Consider the following 24,922-nt stretch of genomic DNA (forward strand, 5'->3'; position numbering starts at 1 on the left):
CGTCTACCCCATGCTTGCGCGTTATGCGCGTGGGCAAAGGCAAGAGAGAATCGCGAGTGCTGGCCGAATATTTGCCGACCCTGCTGTTTCTGATCGTGGCTACCGGTATCGGCGTTGCGCTGATGTTGATAGGGCGGTTCCTCGGTCCCCGGCGTCCTGACCTGAAGAAGCTCTCGCCCTACGAGTGCGGCTTCGAGGCGTTCGAGGACGCGCGCATGAAGTTCGACGTGCGCTATTACCTGATCGCGATCCAGTTCATCGTCTTCGACCTGGAAATCATCTTCATCGTGCCGTGGACGCAGGTGTTCATGGATCTGGGCGCTCGCTCCCTGGTCACCATGGGCCTGTTCGTCGGCATGCTGTTCCTCGGTTTTGTTTACGTGTGGAAGAAGGGAGCGCTGGAATGGGAGTGATTCAGACCCTGGATCGCCTGATGACCAACCCGATCCCGGAAGGGCGGGTGGACGACATCCTGCGCCCCGAAGGCGAGAACCCGCTGCTGGAGAAGGGCTACGTCACCACCAGCGTCGATGCGCTGCTGAACTGGGCGCGGACCGGCTCGATGTGGCCGATGACCTTCGGTCTGGCGTGCTGCGCGGTGGAGATGATGCACGCTGGCGCCGCGCGCCTGGATCTGGATCGCTACGGCGTGGTGTTCCGCCCGTCGCCGCGCCAGTCCGACGTGATGATCGTCGCCGGCACTCTGGTCAACAAGATGGCCCCGGCGCTGCGCAAGGTCTATGACCAGATGCCGGACCCGAAGTGGGTCATCTCGATGGGCAGTTGCGCCAATGGCGGCGGCTACTACCACTATTCGTATTCGGTGGTGCGCGGCTGCGATCGCATTGTGCCGGTGGACGTCTACGTTCCTGGCTGCCCGCCGACCGCCGAGGCGCTGGTCTACGGCATCTTGCAGCTGCAGAAGAAGATCTGGCGAACCCAGACCATCGCGCGCTGATTCCTCATTTCTTCGAGAGCACGCCAAGTCCCCATGGCAGAGCAAGCATCTTCCTTTAGCGACCGACTCGGTGCCCGTTTCCCGGGCAGCCGGGTGTTTGTGGCCTTTCCGCGCGGCGAAGTCACCCTGGAAGTGGCGGCCGATGCCTGGCACGCCACCTGTCTGGTGCTGCGCGACGAGTTCGGTTTCGAACAATTGACCGACTTGTGCGGCGTCGACTATCTGGGGTACGGCAGCGACGAGTGGGATACCTCGGACGTGTCCTCGCATGGCTTCAGTCGCGGGGTCGAAGGCAAGGCCGTGGGTCGTTTCGCCTGGGGCGAGTTCCCCAGCGGCGAGGCCGATGGCGGCGCTCAGCCGTTGCCGGTGCCGCAGCAGCGCTACGCGGTGCTGGCGCAACTGATGTCCTACCGCCATAACCAGCGTCTGCGGGTGCGCTGCTATGCGCCCAACGAGGATTTGCCGGTGGTGGCCTCGGTCACCGATATCTGGCCCGGCGCCAACTGGTTCGAGCGCGAGGCGTTTGACTTGTTCGGCGTGGTCTTCGCCGGCCATCCCGACTTGCGGCGTATTCTCACCGACTACGGCTTCGTCGGCCATCCGTTCCGCAAGGACTTCCCGTTGATCGGCAATGTCGAAGTGCGCTACGACGAAGCGAAGCAGCGCGTGATCTACGAGCCGGTGACCTCGGTCGAGCCGCGCGTGGGCGTGCCGCGGGTGATCCGCGACGATGCGCGCTACCAGACCGCGGCGGGCGAAGCACAGAAGGAGTCCGCCAAGTGAGCGAGTACCAGCAGGCGCACGACGGGTTCGCCAGCAATCCTGCCGAAGCTAGGCAGGAGATCCGCAACTACACGATGAATTTCGGCCCGCAGCATCCGGCCGCGCACGGCGTGCTGCGCCTGATCCTGGAAATGGACGGAGAGACCGTGGTCCGTGCCGATCCGCATATCGGCCTGTTGCATCGCGGCACCGAGAAGCTGGCCGAGTCCAAGCCGTTCAACCAGTCGATCGGTTACATGGATCGCCTCGACTACGTGTCGATGATGTGCAACGAGCACGCCTACGTGCGCGCGATCGAGACCCTGATGGGCATCGAGGCGCCGGAGCGTGCGCAGTACATCCGCACCATGTTCGACGAAATCACCCGCATTCTGAATCACCTGATGTGGGTCGGCTCCAATGGCCTGGATCTGGGCGCGATGGCGGTGATGCTATACGCGTTCCGCGAGCGCGAAGAGCTGATGGACGCCTACGAGGCGGTATCCGGCGCGCGCATGCACGCGACTTACTACCGTCCCGGTGGCGTCTACCGTGATCTACCGGACCGCATGCCCAAGTATCAGGAATCGCGCTGGCACAAGGGCAATGCGCTGAAGCGGCTCAATGCCGCGCGCGAAGGTTCGTTGCTGGACTTCCTGGAAGACTTCACCAACACCTTCCCGGGCCGGGTCGACGAGTACGAGACCTTGCTCACCGACAACCGTATCTGGAAGCAGCGCACCGTCGGCATTGGCGTGGTTACGCCGGAGCAGGCCTATGCCTGGGGCATGACCGGTGTCATGCTGCGTGGGTCGGGCATCGCCTGGGATCTGCGCAAAAAACAGCCTTACGCCAAGTACGGCAGCGTCCAGTTCGACATTCCGGTCGGTAGCAACGGTGATTGCTACGACCGTTATCTTGTCCGCGTCGCGGAGATGCGCGAGTCCAACCGCATCATCAAGCAGTGCGTGCAGTGGCTCAAAGCCAATCCCGGGCCGGTGATGGTCGAGAACTTCAAGGTGGCGCCGCCCAAGCGCGCCGACATGAAGGACGACATGGAAGCGTTGATCCATCACTTCAAATTGTTCAGCGAAGGCTACTGCGTGCCAGCCGGCGAGACCTATTGTGCGGTCGAAGCGCCGAAGGGCGAGTTCGGCTGTTACCTGATGTCCGACGGCGCCAACAAGCCGTTCCGCGTGCATTTGCGCGCGCCGGGTTTTGTCCATCTGTCGTCGATGGATGCGATCGTGCGTGGTCACATGCTGGCCGACGTGGTGGCGATGATCGGCACCTACGACCTGGTGTTCGGCGAGGTGGATCGATGAGGCCGCGACTCGGAGCCCTGGGTCCGCGGCCCGCCAAGAGCGGGTCTGTGGCGGCCGTACCGGCAAGTAGAACTGGAAATTTTGATGCGGCAGCGGTGAGCGGGAGAGGACTTTCACGGGTCCCGGGTCCCGGGTTCCGAGTCCCGGAGGTTTTGGCATGAAAGCGACAGGTAATTTCGAAACGGCGCGCGACGTCGATCCGATGGTGGTGCTGAGCGATAAGACGCGCGCGCACATCGATCACTGGTTGAGCAAGTTCCCGCCGGAGCGCAAGCGTTCGGCCGTGCTGCAAGGGTTGCATGCCGCGCAGGAGCAGAATCAGGGGTGGTTGACCGACGAGTTGATCGTCGGTGTGGCCAAGTATCTGGAATTGCCGCCGGTGTGGGCCTACGAGGTCGCCAGCTTCTACTCGATGTTCGAAACCGAGAAGGTTGGTCGTCACAACGTCGCGTTCTGCACCAACATCAGTTGCTGGCTCAACGGTGCCGAAGATCTGGTCGCCCATGCAGAGAAGAAACTCGGTTGCAAGCTGGGTCAGTCCACCGCCGATGGCCGCGTCTACCTCAAGCGCGAGGAAGAATGTCTGGCCGGTTGTGCCGGCGCGCCGATGATGGTCATCAACGGCCATTACCATGAGCATTTGACCAAGGATAAGGTCGACGCATTGCTGGATGGGTTGGAGTAACGGTCATGGCACAGCATCCCCACGCCCCCACAGGTCCGGTCGGCCCTGCTCCACTGCCGCACCAAGTGGTCTACACCACGTTGCACTACGACACCCCGTGGTCGTACGAGAGCTATCTGAAAACCGGTGGCTACGCCGCGCTGCGCAAGATCCTCGACGAGAAGATCCCGCCGGAGCAGGTGATCGAGATGGTCAAGCAGTCGAACCTGCGTGGCCGTGGCGGTGCCGGCTTTCCGACCGGGCTGAAATGGTCGTTCATGCCCAAGAACGCGCCGCAGAAGTACATTTTGTGTAATTCGGACGAGTCCGAGCCAGGCACCTGCAAGGACCGCGACATCCTGCGCTACAACCCGCATTCGGTGGTGGAGGGCATGGCCATCGCCTGCTACGCCACCGGCTCGACCGTGGGCTACAACTACTTGCGCGGCGAGTTCCACCACGAGCCGTTCGAGCACTTCGAGCAGGCGCTAGCCGATGCCTACGCCAACGGCTGGCTGGGCAAAAACATCCTTGGTAGCGGCGTGGATATCGACATCTACGGTGCGCTGGGCGCCGGCGCTTACATCTGCGGCGAAGAAACCGCGCTGATGGAGTCGCTGGAAGGCAAGAAGGGCCAACCGCGCTACAAGCCGCCGTTCCCGGCCAACTTCGGTCTGTACGGCAAGCCCTCGACGATCAACAACACCGAGACCTACGCCTCGGTGCCGGCGATCATCCGCAATGGCCCGGAATGGTTCCTGGGGCTGAGCAAGACCAAGAACGGCGGGCCGAAGATCTTCTCGGTCTCCGGCTGCGTGCAGAAGGGCGGCAATTTCGAGGTGCCGTTGGGCACCACCTTCGACGAATTGCTGGAGATGGCTGGCGGGTTGAAGCCGGGCCGCACCCTCAAGGGGGCGATCCCGGGCGGTGTGTCGATGCCGGTGCTCAAGGCCGAGGAACTCAAGGGCCTGCAGATGGATTACGACACCCTGCGCGCGCTGGGCACAGGCCTGGGCTCTGGCGCGATCGTGGTGCTGGACGACAGCGTGTGCTGCGTGAAGTTCGCCTGCCGCATCTCGCAGTTCTTCCACAAGGAATCCTGCGGTCAGTGCACTCCGTGCCGCGAAGGCACCGGCTGGATGCACCGTGTGCTGGAGCGCATCGTCGCCGGCAAGGCGACCATGGAAGACCTGCATCAACTGCGCACCGTCGCCGGTCAGATCGAAGGCCACACCATCTGCGCCTTCGGCGAAGCGGCGGCCTGGCCGATTCAAGGCTTCCTGCGCCAGTTCTGGGACGAATTCGAGTACTACATCGTCAACGGTCATTCGATGGTCGATGGCAAAAAGGTGGAGGCAGCCGCCGCATGAGCGCACAACCCAGCAATCCCGGCGCAACTCCCGCGGTGGTGCCTGAGGGACACGTCACCGTCGAGATCGACGGCCAGTCCTTGGTCGTGCCGAAAGGCGCGATGATCATCCAGGCCGCCGACAAGGCCGGTATCCCGATTCCGCGCTTCTGCTACCACGAGAAGTTGCCGATCGCGGCCAACTGTCGCATGTGCCTGGTCGACGTGGAGAAGTCGCCCAAGCCATCGCCGGCCTGCGCCACGCCGGTGATGGACGGCATGAAGGTGCAGACCCGCAGCGACAAGGCGCTCAAGTACCAGCGCAGTGTCATGGAATTTCTGCTGATCAACCATCCGTTGGACTGCCCGATCTGCGATCAGGGCGGCGAGTGCGAACTACAGGACGTGTCGCTGGGCTATGGTCGTTCGGTCAGCCGCTTCAACGAGCGCAAGCGCGTGGTGGCGGACGAGGACATCGGTCCGTTGGTCGCCACCGAGATGACCCGCTGCATTCAGTGCACCCGCTGCGTGCGTTTCACCGCGGACATCGCCGGCACCTACGAGCTGGGCGGCATGTACCGCGGCGAGAACCTGCAGATCGGCACCTACGATGGCAAGCCGCTGACCACCGAGTTGTCCGGTAATGTCATCGATGTGTGTCCGGTCGGCGCGCTGACCAACAAGGTGTTCCAGTTCCGCGCCCGCCCATGGGAACTCACCGCGCGTGAGTCGCTGGGTTACCACGACGCGATGGGCTCGAACCTGTTCTTGCACGTGCGTCGTGGCGAAGTGCTGCGCACCGTGCCGCGCGACAATGAAGTGGTCAACGAGTGCTGGCTGTCCGACCGCGACCGCTATTCGCACCAGGGCCTGTACGCCGAGGATCGCGCACTGCGGCCGTTGCGCAAGGTCGATGGACAGTGGCGCGAAGTGTCGTGGTCCGAAGGACTTGCCGCCGCTGGCGACATCCTCAAGGCCAACCGTGGCGATGCGCTGGGCGTGTTGGCGCATCCGTCCACCTCCAACGAAGAAGGCGCGCTGCTAGCGCGTCTGGCCGATGGCCTGGACAGCGGCAATCTCGATCACCGGGTGTATAACCGCGATTTTTCCGATGCCGCGCTCGCTGAACCGTTCGCGCTGCCGCTGGCGCAGATCGAACAGGCTGATGTAGTGGTGATCCTGGGCAGCAATGTGCGCCATGAACTGCCGCTGCTGCACGCGCGCATCCGCAAGGCGCAGATGCAGCGCCAGACCAAGGTGTATGCGATCAATCCGGTCGACTTCGAGTTCGCCTTCGATCTGGCGGGTCGCCAGATCGTGGCGCCGTCGCGCTTTGCCGAGGCGCTGGCCGATGGCGCGCTGCGTCAGGCGGTGCAGGGCGCCGCACGCGCGGTGCTGATCGTCGGTGCATTGGTCGAGAACCATCCGCAGGCCGCCGCGTTGCGTGCCGCCGCGCGCGATTTCGCCGCTGCCACCGGTGCCGCGCTGTGCCGCATTCCGCAGGGTGCCAACGCGCTCGGCCTGGCCCGTTATGGTGTGCTGCCGCGTGGCCGCAACGTCGCGGCGATGCTCGACCAGCCGCGCAGCGCGTATGTGCTGTACGGCCTGGAGCCGGGATTGGACTTCGCCGACGCGGCGGCGGCGCGTCGCGCGCTGGCAGGCGCCAAGGTGGTCGCCTTCAGCCACTTCGCCTGCGCCTCCACCCGCGATGTGGCCGATGTGATCTTGCCAATCGGCGCGTTGCCGGAAATCGAAGCGACGCTGACCAACCTCGATGGTAACGACCAGCGCACCCGTGCCGGTGGCACCTTGCCGGGCGAGGCCCGCGAAGGTTGGCGTGTGCTGCGTGCGCTCGGTGGCGAGTTGGGGCTGCCTGGTTTTGAATTCATCGATCTGGCTGGGTTGCGCGACAGCTTGCAGCCGCGCGAGGTCGCCGTGACGACCTCGGCGCAGCCGGTACGGCAGGACGATGGCCTGGAACTGGCCGCAAGTCCGGCGATCTACCGTACCGACGCGGTGGTGCGTCGCGCGCAGGCGTTGCAGCAGCACCCGCTCAATCGTGCGCCCAGCGTGACCCTGCATCCGCAGGACGCGGCGCGACTGGGTCTGAACCCGGGGCAGATGGTCAAGGTCGGGACTGCCGCGGGCAGCGCCACGTTGCCGCTGGAAACGGATAAGCGGGTCGCGTCAGGCGCGGCCTGGATCGAAACGGGGCATGGCGCGACCGCGCCGCTGGGTGCCGGTCGGGTGACGGTGGTGGCTGCATGAACGAGATGCTGTTGAACGTGGTCGATCCGCTGCATCAGTGGTTCCTCGGCCTGGGCGCCCTCGGCGTGGTGCTGTGGATCGTGTTGAAGATCCTGGTGATCGCCGTGCCGGTGATCACGGCGGTGGCGTTCTACGTGGTCTGGGAGCGCAAGCTGATCGGTTGGATGCACGTGCGCCACGGTCCGATGTACGTGGGCATGGGCATCTTCCAGGCCTTTGCCGATGTGTTCAAACTGCTGTTCAAGGAAATCATCCAGCCCAGCAGTTCGCACAAGGCGATGTTCGTGATTGCGCCGCTGATCACCCTGGCCCCGGCGTTCGCGGCCTGGGCGGTGGTGCCGTTCGACGCCAAGCTGGTCTTGTCCAACGCCAATGCCGGCTTGCTGTATCTGCTGGCGATGACCTCGCTGGGCGTGTACGGCATCATCCTGGCTGGCTGGGCGTCCAATTCCAAGTACGCGTTCCTCGGCGCGATGCGCTCGGCGGCGCAGGTGGTCAGCTACGAGATCGCGATGGGTTTTGCCCTGGTCGGGGTGATGATCGCAGCCGGCAGCTTGAATCTCAGCACGATCGTGCAGGCCCAGGTTGGCAATTCTGGCTTCTTCGACTGGTTCCTGATCCCGCTGTTCCCGCTGTTCATCGTGTACTGGGTGTCCGGCGTGGCCGAGACCAACCGCGCGCCGTTCGACGTGGTCGAAGGCGAATCGGAAATCGTCGCCGGCCACATGGTCGAATACTCCGGTGGTGCGTTCGCGCTGTTCTTCCTGGCCGAATACGCCAACATGATCCTGGTCAGCTTCCTGGTCTCGATCTTCTTCCTGGGCGGCTGGTTGAGCCCGATCCAGGGTTGGGTGCAGGCCGACATTTCGCCGTGGATCGACTGGATCTGGAAGGGCGGTTGGCCTTGGCTGTTGGGCAAGGTCCTGTTCTTCGCCAGCGCTTACATTTGGTTCCGCGCCAGCTTCCCGCGTTACCGCTACGACCAGATCATGCGCTTGGGTTGGAAGGTGTTCATCCCGCTGACGATCGTGTGGATCGCGGTGACGGCATTGATGGTGTTCTACGGCGTGATCCACAAGGGCGTGTAAGCGATGAATAAAATCACCCATTACTTCAAGAGCCTGCTATTGCTCGAATTGCTCGGCGGCCTGTGGCTGACCTTGAAGTACACGTTCCGTCCCAAGTACACCGTGCTGTACCCGATGGAAAAGTTCCCGCAATCGCCGCGCTTCCGCGGCCTGCACGCGCTGCGTCGCTATCCCAACGGCGAGGAGCGCTGTATCGCCTGCAAGCTGTGTGAAGCGGTGTGTCCGGCGCTGGCGATCACCATCGACTCGACCAAGCGCGAGGACGGCACCCGCCGCACCACTCGCTACGATATCGATCTGTTCAAGTGCATCTACTGCGGTTTCTGCGAGGAAAGCTGCCCGGTGGATTCGATCGTGGAAACCCAGGTGCTGGAATACCACTTCGAAAAGCGCGGCGAGAACATCGTCACCAAGCCGCAGTTGCTGGCGATCGGAGACCGGCTTGAGGCCGAGATCGCCGAGCGCCGCGCCGCCGACGCTCCCTTCCGCTGAGGTTCCGACATGGATTGGGTCAATATCGCTTTCTGGATCTTCGCCACCATCGCCGCGGTTGCCGCCGGCGCGGTGATCAGCGTGCGCAACCCCGTGTACGCAGTGTTGTGTCTGATCCTGACCTTCTTCTCCATCGCCTGCGTGTGGCTGCTGGTGGGCGCCGAGTTCCTCGGCGTGACCCTGGTGCTGGTCTATGTCGGCGCGGTGATGGTGCTGTTCCTGTTCGTGGTGATGATGCTCGACATCGATAGCGTCCGCCTGCGCGAGGGGTGGGTGCGCTACCTGCCGGTCGGGTTGGCGGTGGCGTTGGCGATGCTGGTGCAGATGGTCACCCTGATCGGGGTCAAGGCGCGCACTGTGGCGCCGTTCCCGGCCGATAACGCCGCGGCGCAGGCGGCTGATACCTCGAACATCGCTTGGCTGGCCAAGACATTGTTCACCCAGTTCCTGCTGCCGTTCGAGTTCGCGGCCATCATCCTGACCGTGGCGGTGGTCGCGGCGGTGATGCTGACCCTGCGCAAGCGCACTGGTATCAAGACCCAGAACCCGGGCGAGCAATCCCGCGTCAAGGCCGGCGATCGTCTGCGCATGGTCAAGATGGACGCGGAGAAGCCCACGCTCCACACCCCGGCACCGGCATCGCAGGAGGGCCAGCCATGATCTCCCTAGGCCATCTGCTGGCGCTTGGCGCGGTGTTGTTCTGCATCAGCCTGGCCGGCATCTTCCTCAATCGCAAGAACGTCATCGTGCTGCTGATGTCGATCGAATTGATGCTGTTGTCGGTCAATATAAATTTCGTCGCGTTTTCGCGCGAACTCGGCGACGCCGCCGGCCAGTTGTTCGTGTTCTTCATCTTGACCGTGGCCGCGGCCGAAGCCGCCATCGGCCTCGCGATCCTGGTGACGCTGTTCCGTACCCGCCACACGATCAACGTGGCCGAAGTCGATTCGCTGAAGGGCTGACCCGCAGATGGATATCACTCTCTCCAAGAGTCTGTTGATCGCAGTGGTGCTCGCACCGCTCGTGGGCAGCATCGTCGCCGGCCTGTTCGGCCGTCAGGTCGGCCGCAAGGGTGCCCAGGTTGCGACCATCCTCGGCGTGGCGATCAGCTGCGCGCTGTCGTGCTGGACGTTGTATCAGCTGGTCGGGCAGGGCGCCGCGCCGTTCAATCAGAACCTCTACACCTTCTTCGAGGTGGGCCACTATTCGGCGCATGTCGGCTTCATGGTCGACCGCCTGACCGCGATGATGATGGTAGTGGTGACCTTTGTGTCGTTGCTGGTGCACGTCTACACCATCGGCTACATGGCCGACGATCCGGGTTACCAGCGTTTCTTCAGCTACATCTCGTTGTTCACCTTCTCGATGTTGAGCCTGGTGATGAGCAACAACTTCCTGCAGCTGTTCTTCGGCTGGGAAGCGGTGGGTCTGGTCTCGTATCTGTTGATCGGCTTCTGGTTCAAGCGCCCGACCGCGGTGTTCGCCAATATGAAGGCGTTCCTGGTCAACCGCGTCGGCGACTTCGGCTTCATCCTCGGCATTGCCGGCGTGCTGCTGTGGTTCGGTACGCTGGACTACGCCACCGTGTTCGCCAATGCCACCGCCGTGCTCGGCAGCGATGCTGCTGGTGGCATGGCCAATGTGCAACTGTTGCAGGGCCACCCATGGAACGTGGCCACCATCATTTGCATCTGCCTGTTCATCGGCGCGATGGGCAAGTCGGCGCAGGTGCCATTGCACGTGTGGCTGCCCGACTCGATGGAAGGCCCGACGCCGATCTCGGCGCTGATCCACGCCGCGACCATGGTGACCGCCGGCATCTTCATGGTGGCGCGGATGTCGCCGCTGTTCGAATTGTCGCAGACCGCGTTGAACTTCGTGTTGTGCATCGGCGCCACCACGGCGTTCTTCACCGGTCTGATCGGTATCGTGCAGAACGACATCAAGCGCGTGGTCGCTTATTCGACGCTGTCGCAACTGGGTTACATGACCGTGGCGCTGGGTGTGTCGGCGTATTCGGCGGCGGTGTTCCACCTGATGACCCATGCCTTCTTCAAGGCCCTGCTGTTCCTGGCTGCCGGCTCGGTGATTATCGGTATGCACCACGAACAGGACATGCGCAAAATGGGCGGCCTGCGCAAATACATGCCGATCACCTACTGGACCAGCGTGATCGGCACCCTGGCCCTGGTCGGCACGCCGTTCTTCGCCGGTTTTTACTCCAAGGACACGATCATAGAAGCTGCCAAGCATCATGCCGAGGGCGCTGCGTTCTGGAGCATCGCCAGCTACGGTTACTGGGCCGTGCTCGGTGGCGTGTTGATCACCAGCTTCTACAGCTTCCGCCTGCTATTCCTGACCTTCCACGGCCAGGAGCGTTTCCGCGACGCGCATGCGGCACACGACGATCACGCGCATCACGGCAGCGCGCATGATGCACATGCACACGATGCGCACGACGATCATGGGCATGGTCATCACGGCGCACATGAGCCGCACGAGTCGCCGTGGGTGGTGACGCTGCCGCTGGTATTGCTGGCGATCCCGTCGATCGCGATCGGTTTCTTCACCATCGGCCCCATGTTGTACGGCACCGACTGGGCGGGGCATCCGGCCGTGGAGGCGATCCAGGGCCAGACGGTCAGCTTTTTCACCGGCATTGTCGATTTTTATGATCCGGCGCGCGACACCATCGGCGCGCTGGCCGAGGAGTTTCATGGGCCGGTCGCGTCCGCATTGGCGGGGCTGGCCCAGCCTCCGTTCTGGTTGACCGTGGCCGGTTTCTTCCTGGCTTGGGGCCTGTACCTGTGGAAGCCCGAGCTGGCGGCAAAGGCGCGCAAGAGCTTTGCGTTGCCGGTGCGGATCCTTGAGAACAAATACGGCTTCGACAAGCTCTGGATCGGCGGTTTCGCCGGTGGCGGCCTGCGCCTGGGCAAGCTGTCGCGCGCGGTCGATACCCATGTCGTGGACGGCGTCATGGTCAACGGCGCCGCCCGCGTGGTCGACCTGGCGGCCAATCTGCTGCGCCGCACGCAGTCCGGGTTCCTCTATCACTATGCCTTCGCGATGATCATCGGTCTCATTGCCCTGTTGGGCGTGCTGATGCATTTCTGGCGTTGACCTGTACGGAAAAAGATCACGTGTCGAACTGGCCTCTACTCTCTCTCTTGATCTGGCTGCCGATCGTCGGCGGCGCGCTGATCCTCGCCTTGCGTGATGCGCACGCGGCGCGTTGGGCGTCGCTGCTGGTGGCGTTGCTGACCTTCGCGCTCAGCGTTCCGCTGCTCACCGGCTTTGATTACGCCAGCGATGCGTTGCAGTTCGTCGAGACCCACGCCTGGATCCCGGCCTACAACATCGGCTACAACCTCGGCGCCGACGGCATCGCGGTGGCCTTGATCGTGCTGACCACGCTGGTGACGGTGCTGGCGCTGATCGGTGCCTGGACTTCGATCGACAAGCGGGTCAACCAGTACGTGGCCGCATTCCTGATCCTGGAAGGCGTCACCGTCGGTATCTTCTCCGCCACCGATGCGATGCTGTTCTACGTGTTCTTCGAGGCGATGCTGATCCCGATGTTCCTGATCATCGGCATCTGGGGCGGCCCGCGTCGCATCTATGCGGCGGTCAAGTTCTTCCTCTACACCTTCCTCGGCTCTGTGCTGATGCTGGTCGGGTTGATCTACCTGTACCTGAAGGGCGGCAGCTTCCAGCTCGCCGACCTGTATCATCTGTCACTGACGGCCAAGGAGCAGACTTGGCTGTTCTTTGCCTTCCTGATCGCCTTCGCGGTGAAGGTGCCGATGTTCCCGGTGCACACCTGGTTGCCGGACGCGCACGTCGAGGCGCCGACCGCCGGTTCGGTGATCCTGGCGGCGATCGCGCTGAAGATCGGCGGTTACGGGTTCCTACGCTTCAATCTGCCGATCCTGCCCGACGCCAGCAACGAGTGGGCGTGGCTGGTGATCGCGCTGTCGTTGATCGCGGTGGTCTATGTCGGTTTGGTCGCATTGGTTCAGGACGACATGAAGAAGCTGATCGCGTATTCGTCGATTGCGCACATGGGCTTCGTCACCCTGGGCGCGTTCGTCGCCTTCGCCCTGGTCGGGTTCGGGAGCGTGGATGCCGCGCGGTTGGGCTTGCAAGGCGCGATGGTGCAGATGATCTCGCACGGTTTCGTGTCCGGCGCGATGTTCTCCTGCGTCGGTGTGCTGTACGACCGCATGCACAGTCGTCGCATCGCCGACTACGGCGGCGTGGTCAACGTGATGCCGTGGTTCGCCACCTTCGCCATGCTGTTCTTCATGGCCAACGCGGGCCTGCCCGGCACCAGTGGTTTCGTCGGCGAGTTCATGGTGATCATGGCCAGCTTCCAGACGCATCCGCTGCTGGCCTTTGGGGCTGCGACCACGCTGGTGATCACCGCTGCCTACACCCTGTGGCTGTATCGCCGCGTGTTCTTTGGCGAGGTTGCCAACGCACACGTGGCCGAGTTGAAGGACATCAATGGCCGCGAGGCGCTGGTGCTGGGCGTGTTTGCGCTCGGCGTGCTCGCCCTTGGCCTGTATCCGAAGCCGTTGACCGACCTGATGGAGCCCTCGATCGCGAAGCTGGCGGCGCAGATTGCCACCAGCAAGTTGTAAGCGGCTGTCGAGCGTATTGATTCCAGAGACTTGATGATGACCACCCCTGCGCTGCTGCCCCTGACTACCGTTGACCTGCCGCCCTTGCTCCCTGAGTTGGCGTTGACGGCCGGTGCTTTCGCCCTGCTGATGCTCGATCTGTTCATCAGTGAGCGTAACAAGGCCTGGACCCACATCGTCTCGGTGGCGATTCTGCTTGCGGTGTTCGCCATGTTGCTGGCCGGCGTTGGCGGGCAGGGCACGGTATTCAACGGTATGTTCGTGCGCGATGCCGCTGCCGATGTGATGAAGACGGTGATCGTCGGTCTCAGTACGCTGACCTTGATCTACGGTTGGAGCTACCTGCGCGAGCGCAAGCTTTACCAGGGCGAGATCCCGGTGTTGGTGCTGTTCGCCACGGTCGGCATGATGATCCTGGTCTCGGCCGGTAGCCTGCTGATGGTCTACCTGGGACTGGAGTTGCTGGCGCTGTGTTCCTATGCGCTGGTCGCCTCCAGTCGCGACAACGGCATGGCCGCCGAAGCGGCGATGAAGTACATCGTGCTCGGTTCGCTGGCCTCCGGCCTGCTGCTCTACGGTATGTCGCTGATCTACGGTGCGACTGGCACGTTGAGTTTGAGCGCCATCCATGACGTGATCGGCAGCGGTCACGAGCGCACTTTGCTGCTCACCGGTACGGTGTTCCTGATCGCCGGCATTGCCTTCAAGCTCGGTGCCGCACCCTTCCACATGTGGTTGCCCGATGTGTACCAAGGCGCGCCCGCGCCGGTCGCGCTGTTCATCAGTTCCGCCTCGAAAGTCGCGGCGTTCGGTATGGCTTACCGTTTGCTGGAAGTGGGCGTCGGTCCGCTGTCCACGCAATGGCACTGGGTGATTGGTGGCCTGGCGGCGTTGTCGCTGGTGGTCGGCAATTTGATGGCGGTGGCGCAGAGCAACCTCAAGCGCATGCTGGCCTACTCCACGGTGTCGCATATCGGTTTCTTGCTGCTGGGTGTGGCCGGTGGTGGCGAGCGTGGTTATGCCGCGGCGCTGTTCTACGCGATTTGTTATGCGGTGATGTCCACTGCGGCGTTCGGCGCGATCATCGCGATGTCGCGCAAGGGCTTCGAGGCTGAGCAGATCGACGATTTCAAGGGCTTGAACGCGCGTAACCCGTGGATGGCGTTGCTGGTGCTGTGCATCATGGTCTCGTTGGCCGGTGTGCCGCCATTCCTGGGTTTCTGGGCCAAAATGGCTGTGCTGGGCGCGGTGGTCGCAGTGCCCGACCAAACCCTGTGGTGGACTGGCTTGGCCGTGCTGTCGGTGCTGTGCGCGGTGATCGGCGCGTTCTACTACCTGCGCGTGATCAAGGTGATGTATTTCGACGAGCCGGTCGGCGCGCCGTTGCCGGCCAACGACGACCGTGTGCTGGGGGTTGCGCTGGGCGTCAATGCGCTGGGCTTGTTGGCGTTCGGTATGGCGTGGAGCCCGTTGATGGCATGGTGCCAGCGCGCCTTTGCGCATTTGACTTGAGCGGGCAGCCGCTCCCGGTTTTCAAAACGTTTCGCGACGCCGCCGCCGAAAGGCGGCGTTGTCGTTTTACGCATACGGCGATGTGAGCGCTGTTTCGCCTGCGAGCGCAGGTGTTTGGTATGTGCCCTGCGGTCGGCTGGAATCTAGGTCACATCAAAATGCGATCAGGGCTTGCAAGTGCGTCGCTAAGTCTTCATAATTCCGCTTCTGCTGCGGGGTGGAGCAGTCTGGCAGCTCGTCGGGCTCATAACCCGAAGGTCGCAGGTTCAAATCCTGCCCCCGCTACCATATTTGTTTTCTGCAACAATCAGCACAACGGTTGTTTGTAAGAGATAAGTTTGGGCTTCGCGATGACGTATGTTCCCGTCGTCGCAACCGGAATCCAGCGTGACCGGAGTCTTACCGGACAAGGGGCCCAGCGGGCCCTTTGTCGTTTCCGGGGAGTGGGAACTGCGTTAAACCGATTCTTTTTCATTCTGATGCAAGGCAGTCTGTGAGCGACAAAGCAAACGAAATCGCGAATTTGCTGGGTCCGACCGTGGATGCATTGGGTCTGGAGTTGCTGGGTGCGGAGTATCTGCCAGCGTCCGGTGGTGCCACGTTGCGCTTGTATATCGACGTGCCGTTGGGCGAACAGCCCGAGCGCATGGTCAACATCGACGACTGCGAACGGGTCAGCCGTGAAGTGTCGGCGCAACTGGACGTGGAGGATCCCATCAGCGGCAATTACACGCTGGAAGTGTCCTCGCCGGGTGTGGATCGCCCGTTGTTCACCGCCGAGCAGTTTGCGCGCCATCGCGACGAATCGGCAAAAGTCGTGCTGAAACTGCCGCAGCAGGGTCGCAGGCGTCTGCAGGGGCGTATCGTCCAGGTCGAGCTGGACGCCGGTCGGATCGTGTTCGAGGTCGACGGCGCCGAGCTGACGGTGGATTTCGACAATATCGATAAGGCGCGGATTCTGCCCGACTGGGCAGCACTGGGCCTAGCGCCGACCAAGCCGGGCAAGGGGCCAAAGCCTGCCGGCAAAAACGCAAAATCCAATAAGAAACCATCCAACGAACCGGCGGCCGATACGGCTGCGCGCGGAGCGAAAGAATGAGTAAGGAACTGTTGCTGGTAGTCGATGCGGTCGCTAACGAGAAGGGCGTGCCACGCGAGGTGATCTTCGATGCGATCGAGGCTGCGCTGGCCTCGGCGGCGAAAAAACGCTACCCCGATCAGGACGTGCTGACGCGCGTCACCATCGATCACAAGGAAGGCAGCTACGAGACCTTTCGTCGCTGGGAAGTGGTGGCTGACGATGTGGTGATGGAATCGCCGGACCGGCAGATCCGTCTGATGGATGCGGTCGATGAAGCCGAAGGCGTGGACGTCGGCGACTACATCGAGGAGCAGATCGAGAACCCGGATTTCGGTCGTATCGCCGCACAGGCCGCCAAGCAGGTGATTGTGCAGCGCGTGCGCGAGGCCGAGCGCCAACAGGTGGTGGATGCCTGGAAAGATCGTGTCGGCGAACTGGTCACCGGTGTGGTCAAGCGTGCCGAGCGCGGCAACATCTACGTGGACTTGGGCGGCAATGCCGAGGCGTTCATTCCCAAGGACAAGGGCATTCCGCGCGACGTATTGCGCGCTGGCGACCGCGTGCGCGGCTACCTGGCCGAAGTGCGTTCGGAGCCGCGTGGCCCGCAGCTGTTCATCAGCCGCGCCGCGCCGGAGTTCATGATCGAGCTGTTCAAGCTGGAAGTGCCGGAAGTGGGTCAGGGCCTGGTCGAGATCAAGGCGTGCGCACGCGATCCGGGCGACCGCGCCAAGATCGCGGTGCTCGCCCACGACACCCGCACCGATCCGATCGGCGCCTGCATCGGCATGCGCGGTTCGCGTGTGCAGGCGGTCTCCAACGAGCTCAACGGCGAGCGTGTGGACATCGTGCTGTGGAACGACAACCCGGCCAACTTCGTCATCAATGCGATGGCGCCCGCCGAGGTGCAGTCGATCATCGTCGACGAAGAGAAACACTCGATGGACCTGGCGGTGGCGGAAGATCGCTTGGCTCAGGCGATCGGCAAAGGCGGCCAGAACGTGCGTCTGGCAAGCCGCTTGACCGGGTGGCAGCTCAACGTGATGACTGCCGAGCAGGTCGCGGCCAAGTCCGAGGCCGAACAGGCTGTCGCCCGCCAGTTGTTCATGGACAAACTGGAAGTGGACGAGGAAATCGCCGCGATCCTGGTCGCCGAAGGCTTCAACTCGGTCGAGGAAATCGCCTACGTGCCGGTCGGCGAGCTGCTGGCGGTGGAAGGCTTCGACGAGGACATCGTCGAGGAACTGCGCGCGCGCGCGCGCGATGCGCTGCTCAACGAGGCGCTGGCCGCCGAAGAGAGCGACGACGGTGGCGTGCCGGCGGCCGATCTGCTGTCGTTGCCGGGCATGGACGAAGCCACCGCCTATGCGCTGGCTGGCCATGGTGTGCGCACCAGCGAGGATCTGTCGGATCTGGCGGCCGACGAAATCCTCGAGTTCGGTATCGAGGACATGGATCACGAGCGCGCCGCGGTGCTGATCCTGGCTGCTCGCGCCGAGGAGATCGCCCGTTTGGAGCGCGGCGAATGAGTCAGCGATGACCACCGCCCTGACCCGATCAGGGCTTAGAATCCGCGCTACCTTCGCACGCGTCGAGGGGGCGCCAACCAGATCATAGGATCCGAATGTCGCAGCAAACCACCATCCGTAAGTTGGCCGAACTGGTGAATACGCCGGTCGAAAAACTGCTGGTTCAACTGGCCGAGGCCGGGATGAAGTTCAGCGGGCCTGACCAGGTCGTTACCAGTACCGAAAAGATGAAGCTGCTGGGCTTCCTGCGCCGTACCCACGGCAAGACCGATAAGCCGGTCGAGGAAGAGGCCCAGGCGGCGCCGAAGAAGATCACCCTGAACCGCCGCAAGCTGCAGGAAGTGACGGTCAGCGCCGGGCGCAGCAAGACCACGGTCAATGTCGAGGTCCGGCAGAAGCGTACCTACGTGAAGTCGGCCGAGGATCTGGCGGCCGGTCGGGTGGGCGTTGCCGCATCGGGTGGACGGGTGGACGACGAACGCGCCGAGATCCTGCGCAAGTTGGAGGAGTCCAAACAGCGCAATCTGGCCGAGCAACAGCGTCTGGCCGAGCAGGATCGTGCCCGTGCCGACGAACTGGATCGTAAGCGCAAGGCCGAGCAGGACGTGCTCGAACGTGCCGAAGCCGAGCGCAAGGCCGCTCAAGCCGAGCAGGAAGCCGACATCGAGGAAGTGGCGGCGTCCACGCCAGCCATTGCGCCGAGCACCGTTGCCGCCCCGCGCGCGCCGCGTCCGGCCACTACGCCGCGTCCGGCGCCTGCGCCGCATCATTCGCCGAAGCCATCCGCCCCGCGGGGCGATGACCGTACTACCGGGCATAAGCATAAGACCCGCGGTTCGCATGTGATGGTGGCCGGGGTCGAGGACGACGACAGCACCAGTCGTTTCGCTGGTCAGCTGCACTTGTCTGCGGCTGATCGTGCGCGCCGTTCCAACGTCCGCAGCAAGCCGCGCGGTGGCAATGCCGGTGGACGCCGTCAGGGCGAACCGTCGCGCAGCGGTGGGGGCTCGCACGGCTTCGAGCGTCCGACCGCACCGGTGGTGCGCGAGGTGGCGATCGGCGACACCATTACCGTGGCCGATCTAGCGCAGAAGCTGGCGCTGAAGGGCGGCGATGTGGTCAAGGCGTTGTTCAAGATGGGCGTGATGGCCACCATCACCCAGACGATAGATCACGACACCGCGGCGCTGGTCACCGAAGAACTCGGCCACAAGCCGCTGCGTGCCGGCAGTGCCGATGCCGAGGACGCGCTGTTGGCGCACACCGAGGATGATCAGGGCGAAAAGCGGCCGCGGCCGCCGGTGGTCACCATCATGGGCCACGTCGACCACGGCAAGACCTCCCTGCTGGACTACATCCGCCGCACCAAGGTCGCGACCGGCGAAGCCGGTGGCATTACGCAGCACATCGGTGCGTATCACGTCGAGACCGGCCGTGGCGTCATCAGCTTCCTGGATACTCCGGGCCACGCCGCGTTCACCTCGATGCGCGCGCGCGGCGCCAAGCTCACCGATATTGTGGTACTGGTGGTCGCGGCCGACGACGGCGTGATGCCGCAGACGATCGAGGCCGTCAAGCACGCCAAAGCGGCTCGCGTGCCGTTGATCGTGGCGGTCAACAAGATCGACAAATCCGCGGCCGATCCGCTGCGGGTCAAGAACGAACTGTTGGCGCAGGACGTGGTGGCCGAGGAATTCGGTGGCGACACCCAGTTCGTTGAACTCTCGGCCAAGACCGGTCAGGGTATCGACACGCTGCTGGATGCGATTTCGTTGCAGGCCGAAGTGTTGGAACTGCGCGCGGTGGCAGAAGGCCGCGCCAGCGGCGTGGTGATCGAGTCTTCGCTGGACAAGGGCCGTGGCCCGGTGGCGACGGTGCTGGTGCAGCAGGGCGCGCTGAAGAAGGGTGATTACTTGGTGTGCGGCGTGCAATACGGTCGTGTGCGCGCGTTGTTCGACGAAACCGGCCGGCAGCCGAGCGAAGCCGGTCCGTCGATTCCGGTACAGGTGCTGGGTTTGTCCGGTGTGCCGGATGCGGGCGACGATTTCGTGGTCGTCGACGACGAGCGTCTGGCCAAGGACGTGGCGCAGCAGCGCGAGACCAAGCGTCGGGAATCGCGCTTGGTGTCCTCGGCGGGCAGTCGCATGGAAGACATCATGTCCCAGCTCGGCAAGGGCGAGGGCCAGTTGTCGTTGAACCTGGTGATCAAGGCCGATGTGCAGGGGTCGGTGGAGGCACTGAAACAGTCGCTGACCGCACTGTCCAACGAGCGGATCCGCATCAACGTGATTCACTCCGGCGTGGGCGGCATCACCGAATCCGATGCGAATTCGGCGCTGGCTTCCAAAGCCACGGTGATCGGTTTCAACGTGCGCGCCGATGCTTCGGCGCGGCGCATCATCGAGACCAACGGCATCGACCTGCGCTACTTCTCGATCATCTACGACGTGATCGACCAGGTGAAGCAGGTGGCATCGGGTCTGCTGGGCGTGGAGATCCGCGAAGAAATCATCGGTATCGCGCAGGTACGCGATGTGTTCCGCAGTTCCAAGTTCGGCGCGGTTGCCGGCTGCATGGTGGTGGAGGGCGTGGTCAAGCGCAACAAGCCGATCCGTGTGCTGCGCGACAACACCGTGGTGTTCGAGGGCGAACTGGAATCGTTGCGGCGCTTCAAGGAGAACGTCGAGGAGGTTCGCAACGGTACCGAGTGCGGTATCGGCGTGAAGGCCTACAACGACGTCAAGGCCGGCGACCAGATCGAGTGCTTCGAGCGCATCGAAGTGCAGCGCACGCTTTGAAAGCAGGGGCCCGGGGCCTGGGACCTGGGGTCCGGGAAACGCGAGAGCCAAGTGCAACGGCTTTTGCTTTTCCGGGTTCCCGATCCCGGGTCACGGGTCCCGAATAACGAGATTCCGGACCCATGCCCACCAAATCCTTCCGCCGCACCGACCGCGTTGCCGCGCAGATCCGCCGCGATCTCGGCACGATCGTGCATGCGGCCGTGCGCGATCATGGCCTGCCGTCGGTCAGCGTCTCCGATGTCGAAGTCACCCGGGACATGGCCCATGCCAAGGTGTTCGTCACCGCGTTGATGCCGGAACGCTCGAGCGAGGCGGTCAAGGGGCTGAAAGAACTTGCCCCGCAACTGCGTACCGAGTTGGCGAGGGCGATGAAGTTGCGCCACGTGCCCGAATTGCATTTTCATTACGACGATTCGGTCGATCGCGGCGAGCGAATCGACACCTTGCTGCGCGATATGCCCGAACTTCAATCCGGCGTCGAGGCCGAAGGCAGTGACGCCACCGACGCGCCGGATTCCCCCAAGCACTGAGGGCGTCACCGCTACATGCGGCATGCTGTGCAGCCGCGCGGATTGTCTTTATGCGCTGAGAGAGACGCCTCGCGCATCGTTGCCCTGCCGCGCGCATCCGGTGCCGTAGTTTCTGCTTTCCGGGGTCCTCAGATCCCGAGTCCCGAGTCTCGTCATCATGCCCCTCATCGGCCCTCGACTGCCCCGCATTGCCTTCCGCCGTCTCGACGGCATCGTGCTGCTGGATAAGCCTGCCGGCATGAGTTCCAACGCGGCGCTACAGGCGGCGCGACGCCTGTTCCGCGCGGAGAAAGGTGGTCACACCGGCAGCCTGGATCCGCTTGCCACCGGCCTGCTGCCGCTGTGCTTCGGCGAGGCGACCAAGCTGGCCGGGTTGTTGCTCGGCTCGGCCAAGGCGTATGAGGCCGAGATCGTGCTCGGGGTGACGACAGACAGCGACGATGCCGATGGTGCGGTGTTGCGCACCCGTCCGCTGCCGCCGCTCGACGCGGCCACGCTGCGGGCGGCACTGGCGCCGCTGCGCGGACGCATCCGTCAGCGTGCGCCGATCTATTCGGCGCTCAAACAGGGGGGTGAGCCGCTGTACGCGAAGGCGCGCCGCGGCGAAACCATCGAGGCACCCGAACGTGAGGTCGAGGTACAGGCCATCGAGGTACTCGCCCATGTCGGCGAGCGCCTGCGCTTGCATGTGGTATGCGGCTCCGGCACCTACATCCGCAGTCTGGCCCGCGACCTGGGCGAGACGCTGGGCTGCGGCGCGCACATTGCCGCGCTGCGGCGTTTGTGGGTGGAGCCGTTCCGCACGCCGCAGATGGTCACCCTGGAGCGGTTGCAGCAACTTGCCGCGCAGGATCCTGCCGCTTTGGACGCGCTGCTATTGCCGTTGGCGGCCGGTCTGGCGGATTTCCCGCCGCTGCGGCTGGATGGCGCTGCGGCGCAGCGGTTTCGAATGGGGCAGCGCCTGCGCGATGCATCGTGGACGCCGGGTCTGGCAGCGGTGTTCGACGCCGAGGGCGAGCCGCTGGGATTGGGTCAGGTCGATGCCGGTGGACTGTTGGCGCCGCAGCGGATGTTTAATCTGTGATCCAATCCGATACGCCACGGGGCGAGCTGTCATGACGCTGTCTTAACGTCTTGTCCGACAAAGCCGGGGCCGGTACAATTCCGCAGCCTTTCCAGGCACACCGCGCTTCGGCGCAATCCTTCGCAATCGGCGAGCCAGGTGGTGCGTCTTCCGCACGTTCCTGCCGGCCCCGCATCTCAAGAGAAAACGCATCATGTCCATCGACACCCAGAAAGTCATCGAAGAAAACAAGCGCGGCGCCGCTGATACCGGTTCGCCGGAAGTCCAGGTCGCGCTGTTGACCGCGCGCATCGAGCTGCTGACCGGCCACTTCAAGACCCACAAGAAGGACCACCACAGCCGTCGTGGCCTGCTGCAGATGGTCAACCGCCGCCGCAGTCTGCTCGACTACCTGAAGAAGAAGGATGGCGAGCGCTACAAGGCGCTGATCGAGAAGCTCGGCCTGCGCCGCTGAGTCAACCAAACCCGACCGCGGCGCAGCGATGCGCCGCGGTTTTGTTTTGGGTAGTACCGTGGTCCGGGGAATGCTCCGCGCCACCGGCCGGACCCCCCCGGCCACCCGCCAACGGCATGGGCCGTTCGCGGTCCATTTGCAGATAGCATCTTCCAAGGAACCCCCGTGGCAAAAATCACCAAAACCTTCCAGTACGGCAAGCACACCGTCACCCTCGAAACCGGCGAGATCGCCCGCCAGGCTGGCGGTGCCGTCATCGTCAAGATGGACGACACCGTACTGCTGGTCACCGCCGTCGCCGCCAAGAGCGCGCGCGAAGGTCAGGACTTCTTCCCGCTGACGGTCGACTATCAGGAGAAGTTCTACGCCGGCGGCCGCATCCCCGGTGGCTTCTTCAAGCGCGAGGGCCGTGCGACCGAGAAGGAGACGCTGATTTCGCGTTTGATCGACCGTCCGATCCGGCCGCTGTTCCCGGAAGACTACAAAAACGAAGTACAGATCATCGCCACGGTGATGTCGATGAACCCGGACATCGATGGCGACATTGCCGCGCTGATCGGTGCGTCGGCTGCGTTGTCGCTCGCGGGTACCCCGTTCAATGGGCCGATCGGCGCCGCCAAGGTCGGCTACAAGAATGGCGAATACATTCTCAACCCGACGGTGTCGGACCTGAAGGACTCGCAACTCGAACTGGTCGTGGCCGGTACCAGCAACGCGGTGTTGATGGTCGAGTCCGAGGCCGCGCTGCTGTCGGAAGACGTGATGCTGGGTGCGGTCACCTTCGGCCACCGCGAGATGCAGAAGGTCATCAACGCGATCAACGAACTGACCGCCGAAGCCGGCACCAAGCCGTCCGATTGGGTCGCCCCGGCCAAGAACGCGGCCATGATCGTCGCGCTGAAGGAGGCTGTCGGCGGTCAACTGGCCGCGGCGTTCCAGGTGCGCGACAAGCTGCAGCGTCGCGATGCGATTGCCGCGATCAAGAAGGACGTGCTGGCGCAGTTGGCGCCGCGCGCCACCGCCGAGAACTGGGTCGCTGCCGACCTGGCCAAGGAATTCGGTGAGCTGGAATACCAGACCATGCGCGGTTCGGTACTGAGCACAAAGGTGCGTATCGATGGTCGTGCGCTGGACACCGTGCGTCCGATCAGCGTGAAAGCCGGCGTGTTGCCGCGCACCCATGGATCGGCGCTGTTCACCCGCGGCGAGACGCAGGCGATCGTGGTCACCACGCTGGGCACCGCCCGCGACGGTCAGGTGATCGATGCGGTCTCCGGCGAATACAAGGAAAACTTCCTGTTCCATTACAACTTCCCCCCGTACTCGGTGGGCGAGTGCGGCCGCTTCGGTGCGCCCAAGCGTCGCGAAATCGGCCACGGCCGTCTCGCCAAGCGCGGCGTGCTGGCGGTGATGCCGACCATGGAAGAGTTTCCGTACACCATTCGCGTGGTTTCGGAAATCACCGAATCCAACGGTTCCTCGTCGATGGCCTCGGTGTGCGGCAGCTCGCTGGCGCTGATGGACGCCGGTGTGCCGGTGAAGGCGCCGGTAGCCGGTATCGCCATGGGCTTGGTCAAGGAAGGCAACGACTTTGTTGTGCTGTCGGACATCCTGGGCGATGAAGATCACCTGGGCGACATGGACTTCAAGGTCGCCGGTACTGCCGAAGGCGTGTCCGCGTTGCAGATGGACATCAAGATCGAAGGCATCACCGAGGAGATCATGAAACAGGCCCTGGCGCAGGCCAAGGCGGGTCGCCTGCATATTCTCGGCGAGATGGCCAGCGCGCTGACCAGCCCGCGTGCGGAACTGAGCGACTACGCGCCGCGCCTGCTGACGATCAAGATCCATCCTGACAAGATCCGCGAAGTGATCGGCAAGGGCGGTTCGACCATCCAGGCGATCACCAAGGAAACCGGCACCCAGATCGATATTCAGGATGACGGCACCATCGTCATCGCCTCGGTCAACGCGATCGCCGCGCAGGCCGCCAAGGCCCGCATCGAGCAGATCACCTCGGACGTGGAGCCGGGCCGGATCTACGAAGGCAAGGTCGCCAAGATCATGGATTTCGGCGCATTCGTCACCATCCTGCCGGGCAAGGATGGCCTGGTCCACGTTTCGCAGATCTCCAGCGAGCGCGTGGAGAAGGTCGGCGACAAGCTGAAGGAAGGCGACGTGGTCAAGGTCAAGGTGCTGGAAGTCGACAAGCAGGGCCGTATTCGCCTGTCGATGAAGGCGGTTGAGGAAGGCGAGGGCGTGTCGGCCGAGTAAGTCGCCGACCTCCATTGCGGTTCCAAGAAAAAGCGGGCTTCGGCCCGCTTTTTTCATGGGCCGCGCGCTGTGAGGCAGGCGTTCGTCCTGAATGCAGCAGGAGGTGTCCAGA

Annotated in this window: 21 protein-coding genes and 1 tRNA gene; all 22 read left to right on the top strand. The window is 63.5% G+C overall.

Annotated elements, in window-relative coordinates:
• Window positions 1–56 precede the first annotated feature (56 nt).
• The 22 genes from XaFJ1_RS04715 (at window position 57) to pnp (ending at window position 24,810) form a co-directional block, all read left to right on the top strand.
• Window positions 57–413 carry an NADH-quinone oxidoreductase subunit A gene (locus tag XaFJ1_RS04715; RefSeq protein WP_012915525.1) on the top strand — a complete coding sequence of 119 codons (357 nt, stop codon included), beginning with the start codon at window positions 57–59 and terminating at the stop codon, window positions 411–413.
• Entirely contained in the window at window positions 404–958 is a 555-nt protein-coding gene (locus XaFJ1_RS04720; protein ID WP_010343006.1) for a NuoB/complex I 20 kDa subunit family protein, read from the top strand. Before XaFJ1_RS04715 ends, XaFJ1_RS04720 begins: the two co-directional genes overlap by 10 nt.
• A gap of 33 nt (window positions 959–991) precedes the next feature.
• Window positions 992–1,741: an NADH-quinone oxidoreductase subunit C gene (locus XaFJ1_RS04725; RefSeq protein ID WP_045756763.1), complete on the top strand. Its 750-nt coding sequence runs from the start codon at window positions 992–994 to the stop codon at window positions 1,739–1,741.
• Window positions 1,738–3,045, top strand: a complete 1,308-nt coding sequence (locus tag XaFJ1_RS04730; protein WP_012915527.1) for an NADH-quinone oxidoreductase subunit D — start codon at window positions 1,738–1,740, stop codon at window positions 3,043–3,045. Before XaFJ1_RS04725 ends, XaFJ1_RS04730 begins: the two co-directional genes overlap by 4 nt.
• Window positions 3,046–3,202: 157 nt before the next feature.
• Window positions 3,203–3,730 carry an NADH-quinone oxidoreductase subunit NuoE gene (nuoE, locus tag XaFJ1_RS04735; protein WP_012915528.1) on the top strand — a complete coding sequence of 176 codons (528 nt, stop codon included), beginning with the start codon at window positions 3,203–3,205 and terminating at the stop codon, window positions 3,728–3,730.
• A gap of 5 nt (window positions 3,731–3,735) precedes the next feature.
• Complete coding sequence (gene nuoF, locus XaFJ1_RS04740; RefSeq protein ID WP_012915529.1) at window positions 3,736–5,079, top strand: NADH-quinone oxidoreductase subunit NuoF; 1,344 nt, start codon at window positions 3,736–3,738, stop codon at window positions 5,077–5,079.
• Window positions 5,076–7,325: an NADH-quinone oxidoreductase subunit NuoG gene (nuoG, locus tag XaFJ1_RS04745; protein WP_012915530.1), complete on the top strand. Its 2,250-nt coding sequence runs from the start codon at window positions 5,076–5,078 to the stop codon at window positions 7,323–7,325. The genes nuoF and nuoG overlap by 4 nt, the downstream gene beginning before the upstream one ends.
• Window positions 7,322–8,413, top strand: coding sequence for an NADH-quinone oxidoreductase subunit NuoH (gene nuoH, locus XaFJ1_RS04750; protein WP_012915531.1), 1,092 nt, complete (start codon window positions 7,322–7,324; stop codon window positions 8,411–8,413). The genes nuoG and nuoH overlap by 4 nt, the downstream gene beginning before the upstream one ends.
• 3 nt (window positions 8,414–8,416) lie before the next feature.
• The gene (nuoI, locus tag XaFJ1_RS04755) at window positions 8,417–8,905 is read left to right on the top strand and encodes an NADH-quinone oxidoreductase subunit NuoI (RefSeq protein WP_012915532.1); all 489 of its coding nucleotides are present in this window, start codon (window positions 8,417–8,419) and stop codon (window positions 8,903–8,905) included.
• A 9-nt stretch (window positions 8,906–8,914) separates the two neighbouring features.
• Window positions 8,915–9,565, top strand: a complete 651-nt coding sequence (locus XaFJ1_RS04760; RefSeq protein ID WP_012915533.1) for an NADH-quinone oxidoreductase subunit J — start codon at window positions 8,915–8,917, stop codon at window positions 9,563–9,565.
• Window positions 9,562–9,867: an NADH-quinone oxidoreductase subunit NuoK gene (nuoK, locus tag XaFJ1_RS04765; protein WP_012915534.1), complete on the top strand. Its 306-nt coding sequence runs from the start codon at window positions 9,562–9,564 to the stop codon at window positions 9,865–9,867. The genes XaFJ1_RS04760 and nuoK overlap by 4 nt, the downstream gene beginning before the upstream one ends.
• A gap of 7 nt (window positions 9,868–9,874) precedes the next feature.
• The gene (nuoL, locus tag XaFJ1_RS04770) at window positions 9,875–12,025 is read left to right on the top strand and encodes an NADH-quinone oxidoreductase subunit L (RefSeq protein WP_012915535.1); all 2,151 of its coding nucleotides are present in this window, start codon (window positions 9,875–9,877) and stop codon (window positions 12,023–12,025) included.
• 20 nt (window positions 12,026–12,045) lie between these two features.
• Window positions 12,046–13,548 carry an NADH-quinone oxidoreductase subunit M gene (locus XaFJ1_RS04775; RefSeq protein WP_012915536.1) on the top strand — a complete coding sequence of 501 codons (1,503 nt, stop codon included), beginning with the start codon at window positions 12,046–12,048 and terminating at the stop codon, window positions 13,546–13,548.
• A gap of 36 nt (window positions 13,549–13,584) precedes the next feature.
• On the top strand, window positions 13,585–15,060 hold the full coding sequence (nuoN, locus tag XaFJ1_RS04780) for an NADH-quinone oxidoreductase subunit NuoN (protein ID WP_045757217.1): 1,476 nt from the start codon (window positions 13,585–13,587) through the stop codon (window positions 15,058–15,060).
• A gap of 211 nt (window positions 15,061–15,271) precedes the next feature.
• Window positions 15,272–15,348: transfer RNA gene (locus tag XaFJ1_RS04785), tRNA-Met, on the top strand.
• Window positions 15,349–15,553: 205 nt separating this feature from the next.
• The gene (gene rimP, locus XaFJ1_RS04790) at window positions 15,554–16,159 is read left to right on the top strand and encodes a ribosome maturation factor RimP (RefSeq protein ID WP_012915538.1); all 606 of its coding nucleotides are present in this window, start codon (window positions 15,554–15,556) and stop codon (window positions 16,157–16,159) included.
• A complete protein-coding gene (gene nusA / locus XaFJ1_RS04795) occupies window positions 16,156–17,667 on the top strand; it encodes a transcription termination factor NusA (protein WP_012915539.1) in 1,512 nt (503 codons plus the stop codon). Before rimP ends, nusA begins: the two co-directional genes overlap by 4 nt.
• Window positions 17,668–17,762: 95 nt before the next feature.
• The gene (gene infB, locus XaFJ1_RS04800) at window positions 17,763–20,465 is read left to right on the top strand and encodes a translation initiation factor IF-2 (RefSeq protein WP_012915540.1); all 2,703 of its coding nucleotides are present in this window, start codon (window positions 17,763–17,765) and stop codon (window positions 20,463–20,465) included.
• A 122-nt stretch (window positions 20,466–20,587) separates the two neighbouring features.
• Entirely contained in the window at window positions 20,588–20,998 is a 411-nt protein-coding gene (gene rbfA, locus XaFJ1_RS04805; RefSeq protein WP_012915541.1) for a 30S ribosome-binding factor RbfA, read from the top strand.
• Between the two features lie 157 nt (window positions 20,999–21,155).
• Window positions 21,156–22,082, top strand: coding sequence for a tRNA pseudouridine(55) synthase TruB (gene truB, locus XaFJ1_RS04810; protein ID WP_012915542.1), 927 nt, complete (start codon window positions 21,156–21,158; stop codon window positions 22,080–22,082).
• A gap of 193 nt (window positions 22,083–22,275) precedes the next feature.
• On the top strand, window positions 22,276–22,536 hold the full coding sequence (gene rpsO / locus XaFJ1_RS04815) for a 30S ribosomal protein S15 (protein WP_003467392.1): 261 nt from the start codon (window positions 22,276–22,278) through the stop codon (window positions 22,534–22,536).
• 165 nt (window positions 22,537–22,701) lie between these two features.
• Window positions 22,702–24,810, top strand: coding sequence for a polyribonucleotide nucleotidyltransferase (gene pnp, locus XaFJ1_RS04820; protein WP_012915543.1), 2,109 nt, complete (start codon window positions 22,702–22,704; stop codon window positions 24,808–24,810).
• Window positions 24,811–24,922: the final 112 nt, after the last annotated feature.

Source organism: Xanthomonas albilineans (genome assembly GCF_009931595.1).
Taxonomy (GTDB): domain Bacteria; phylum Pseudomonadota; class Gammaproteobacteria; order Xanthomonadales; family Xanthomonadaceae; genus Xanthomonas_A; species Xanthomonas_A albilineans.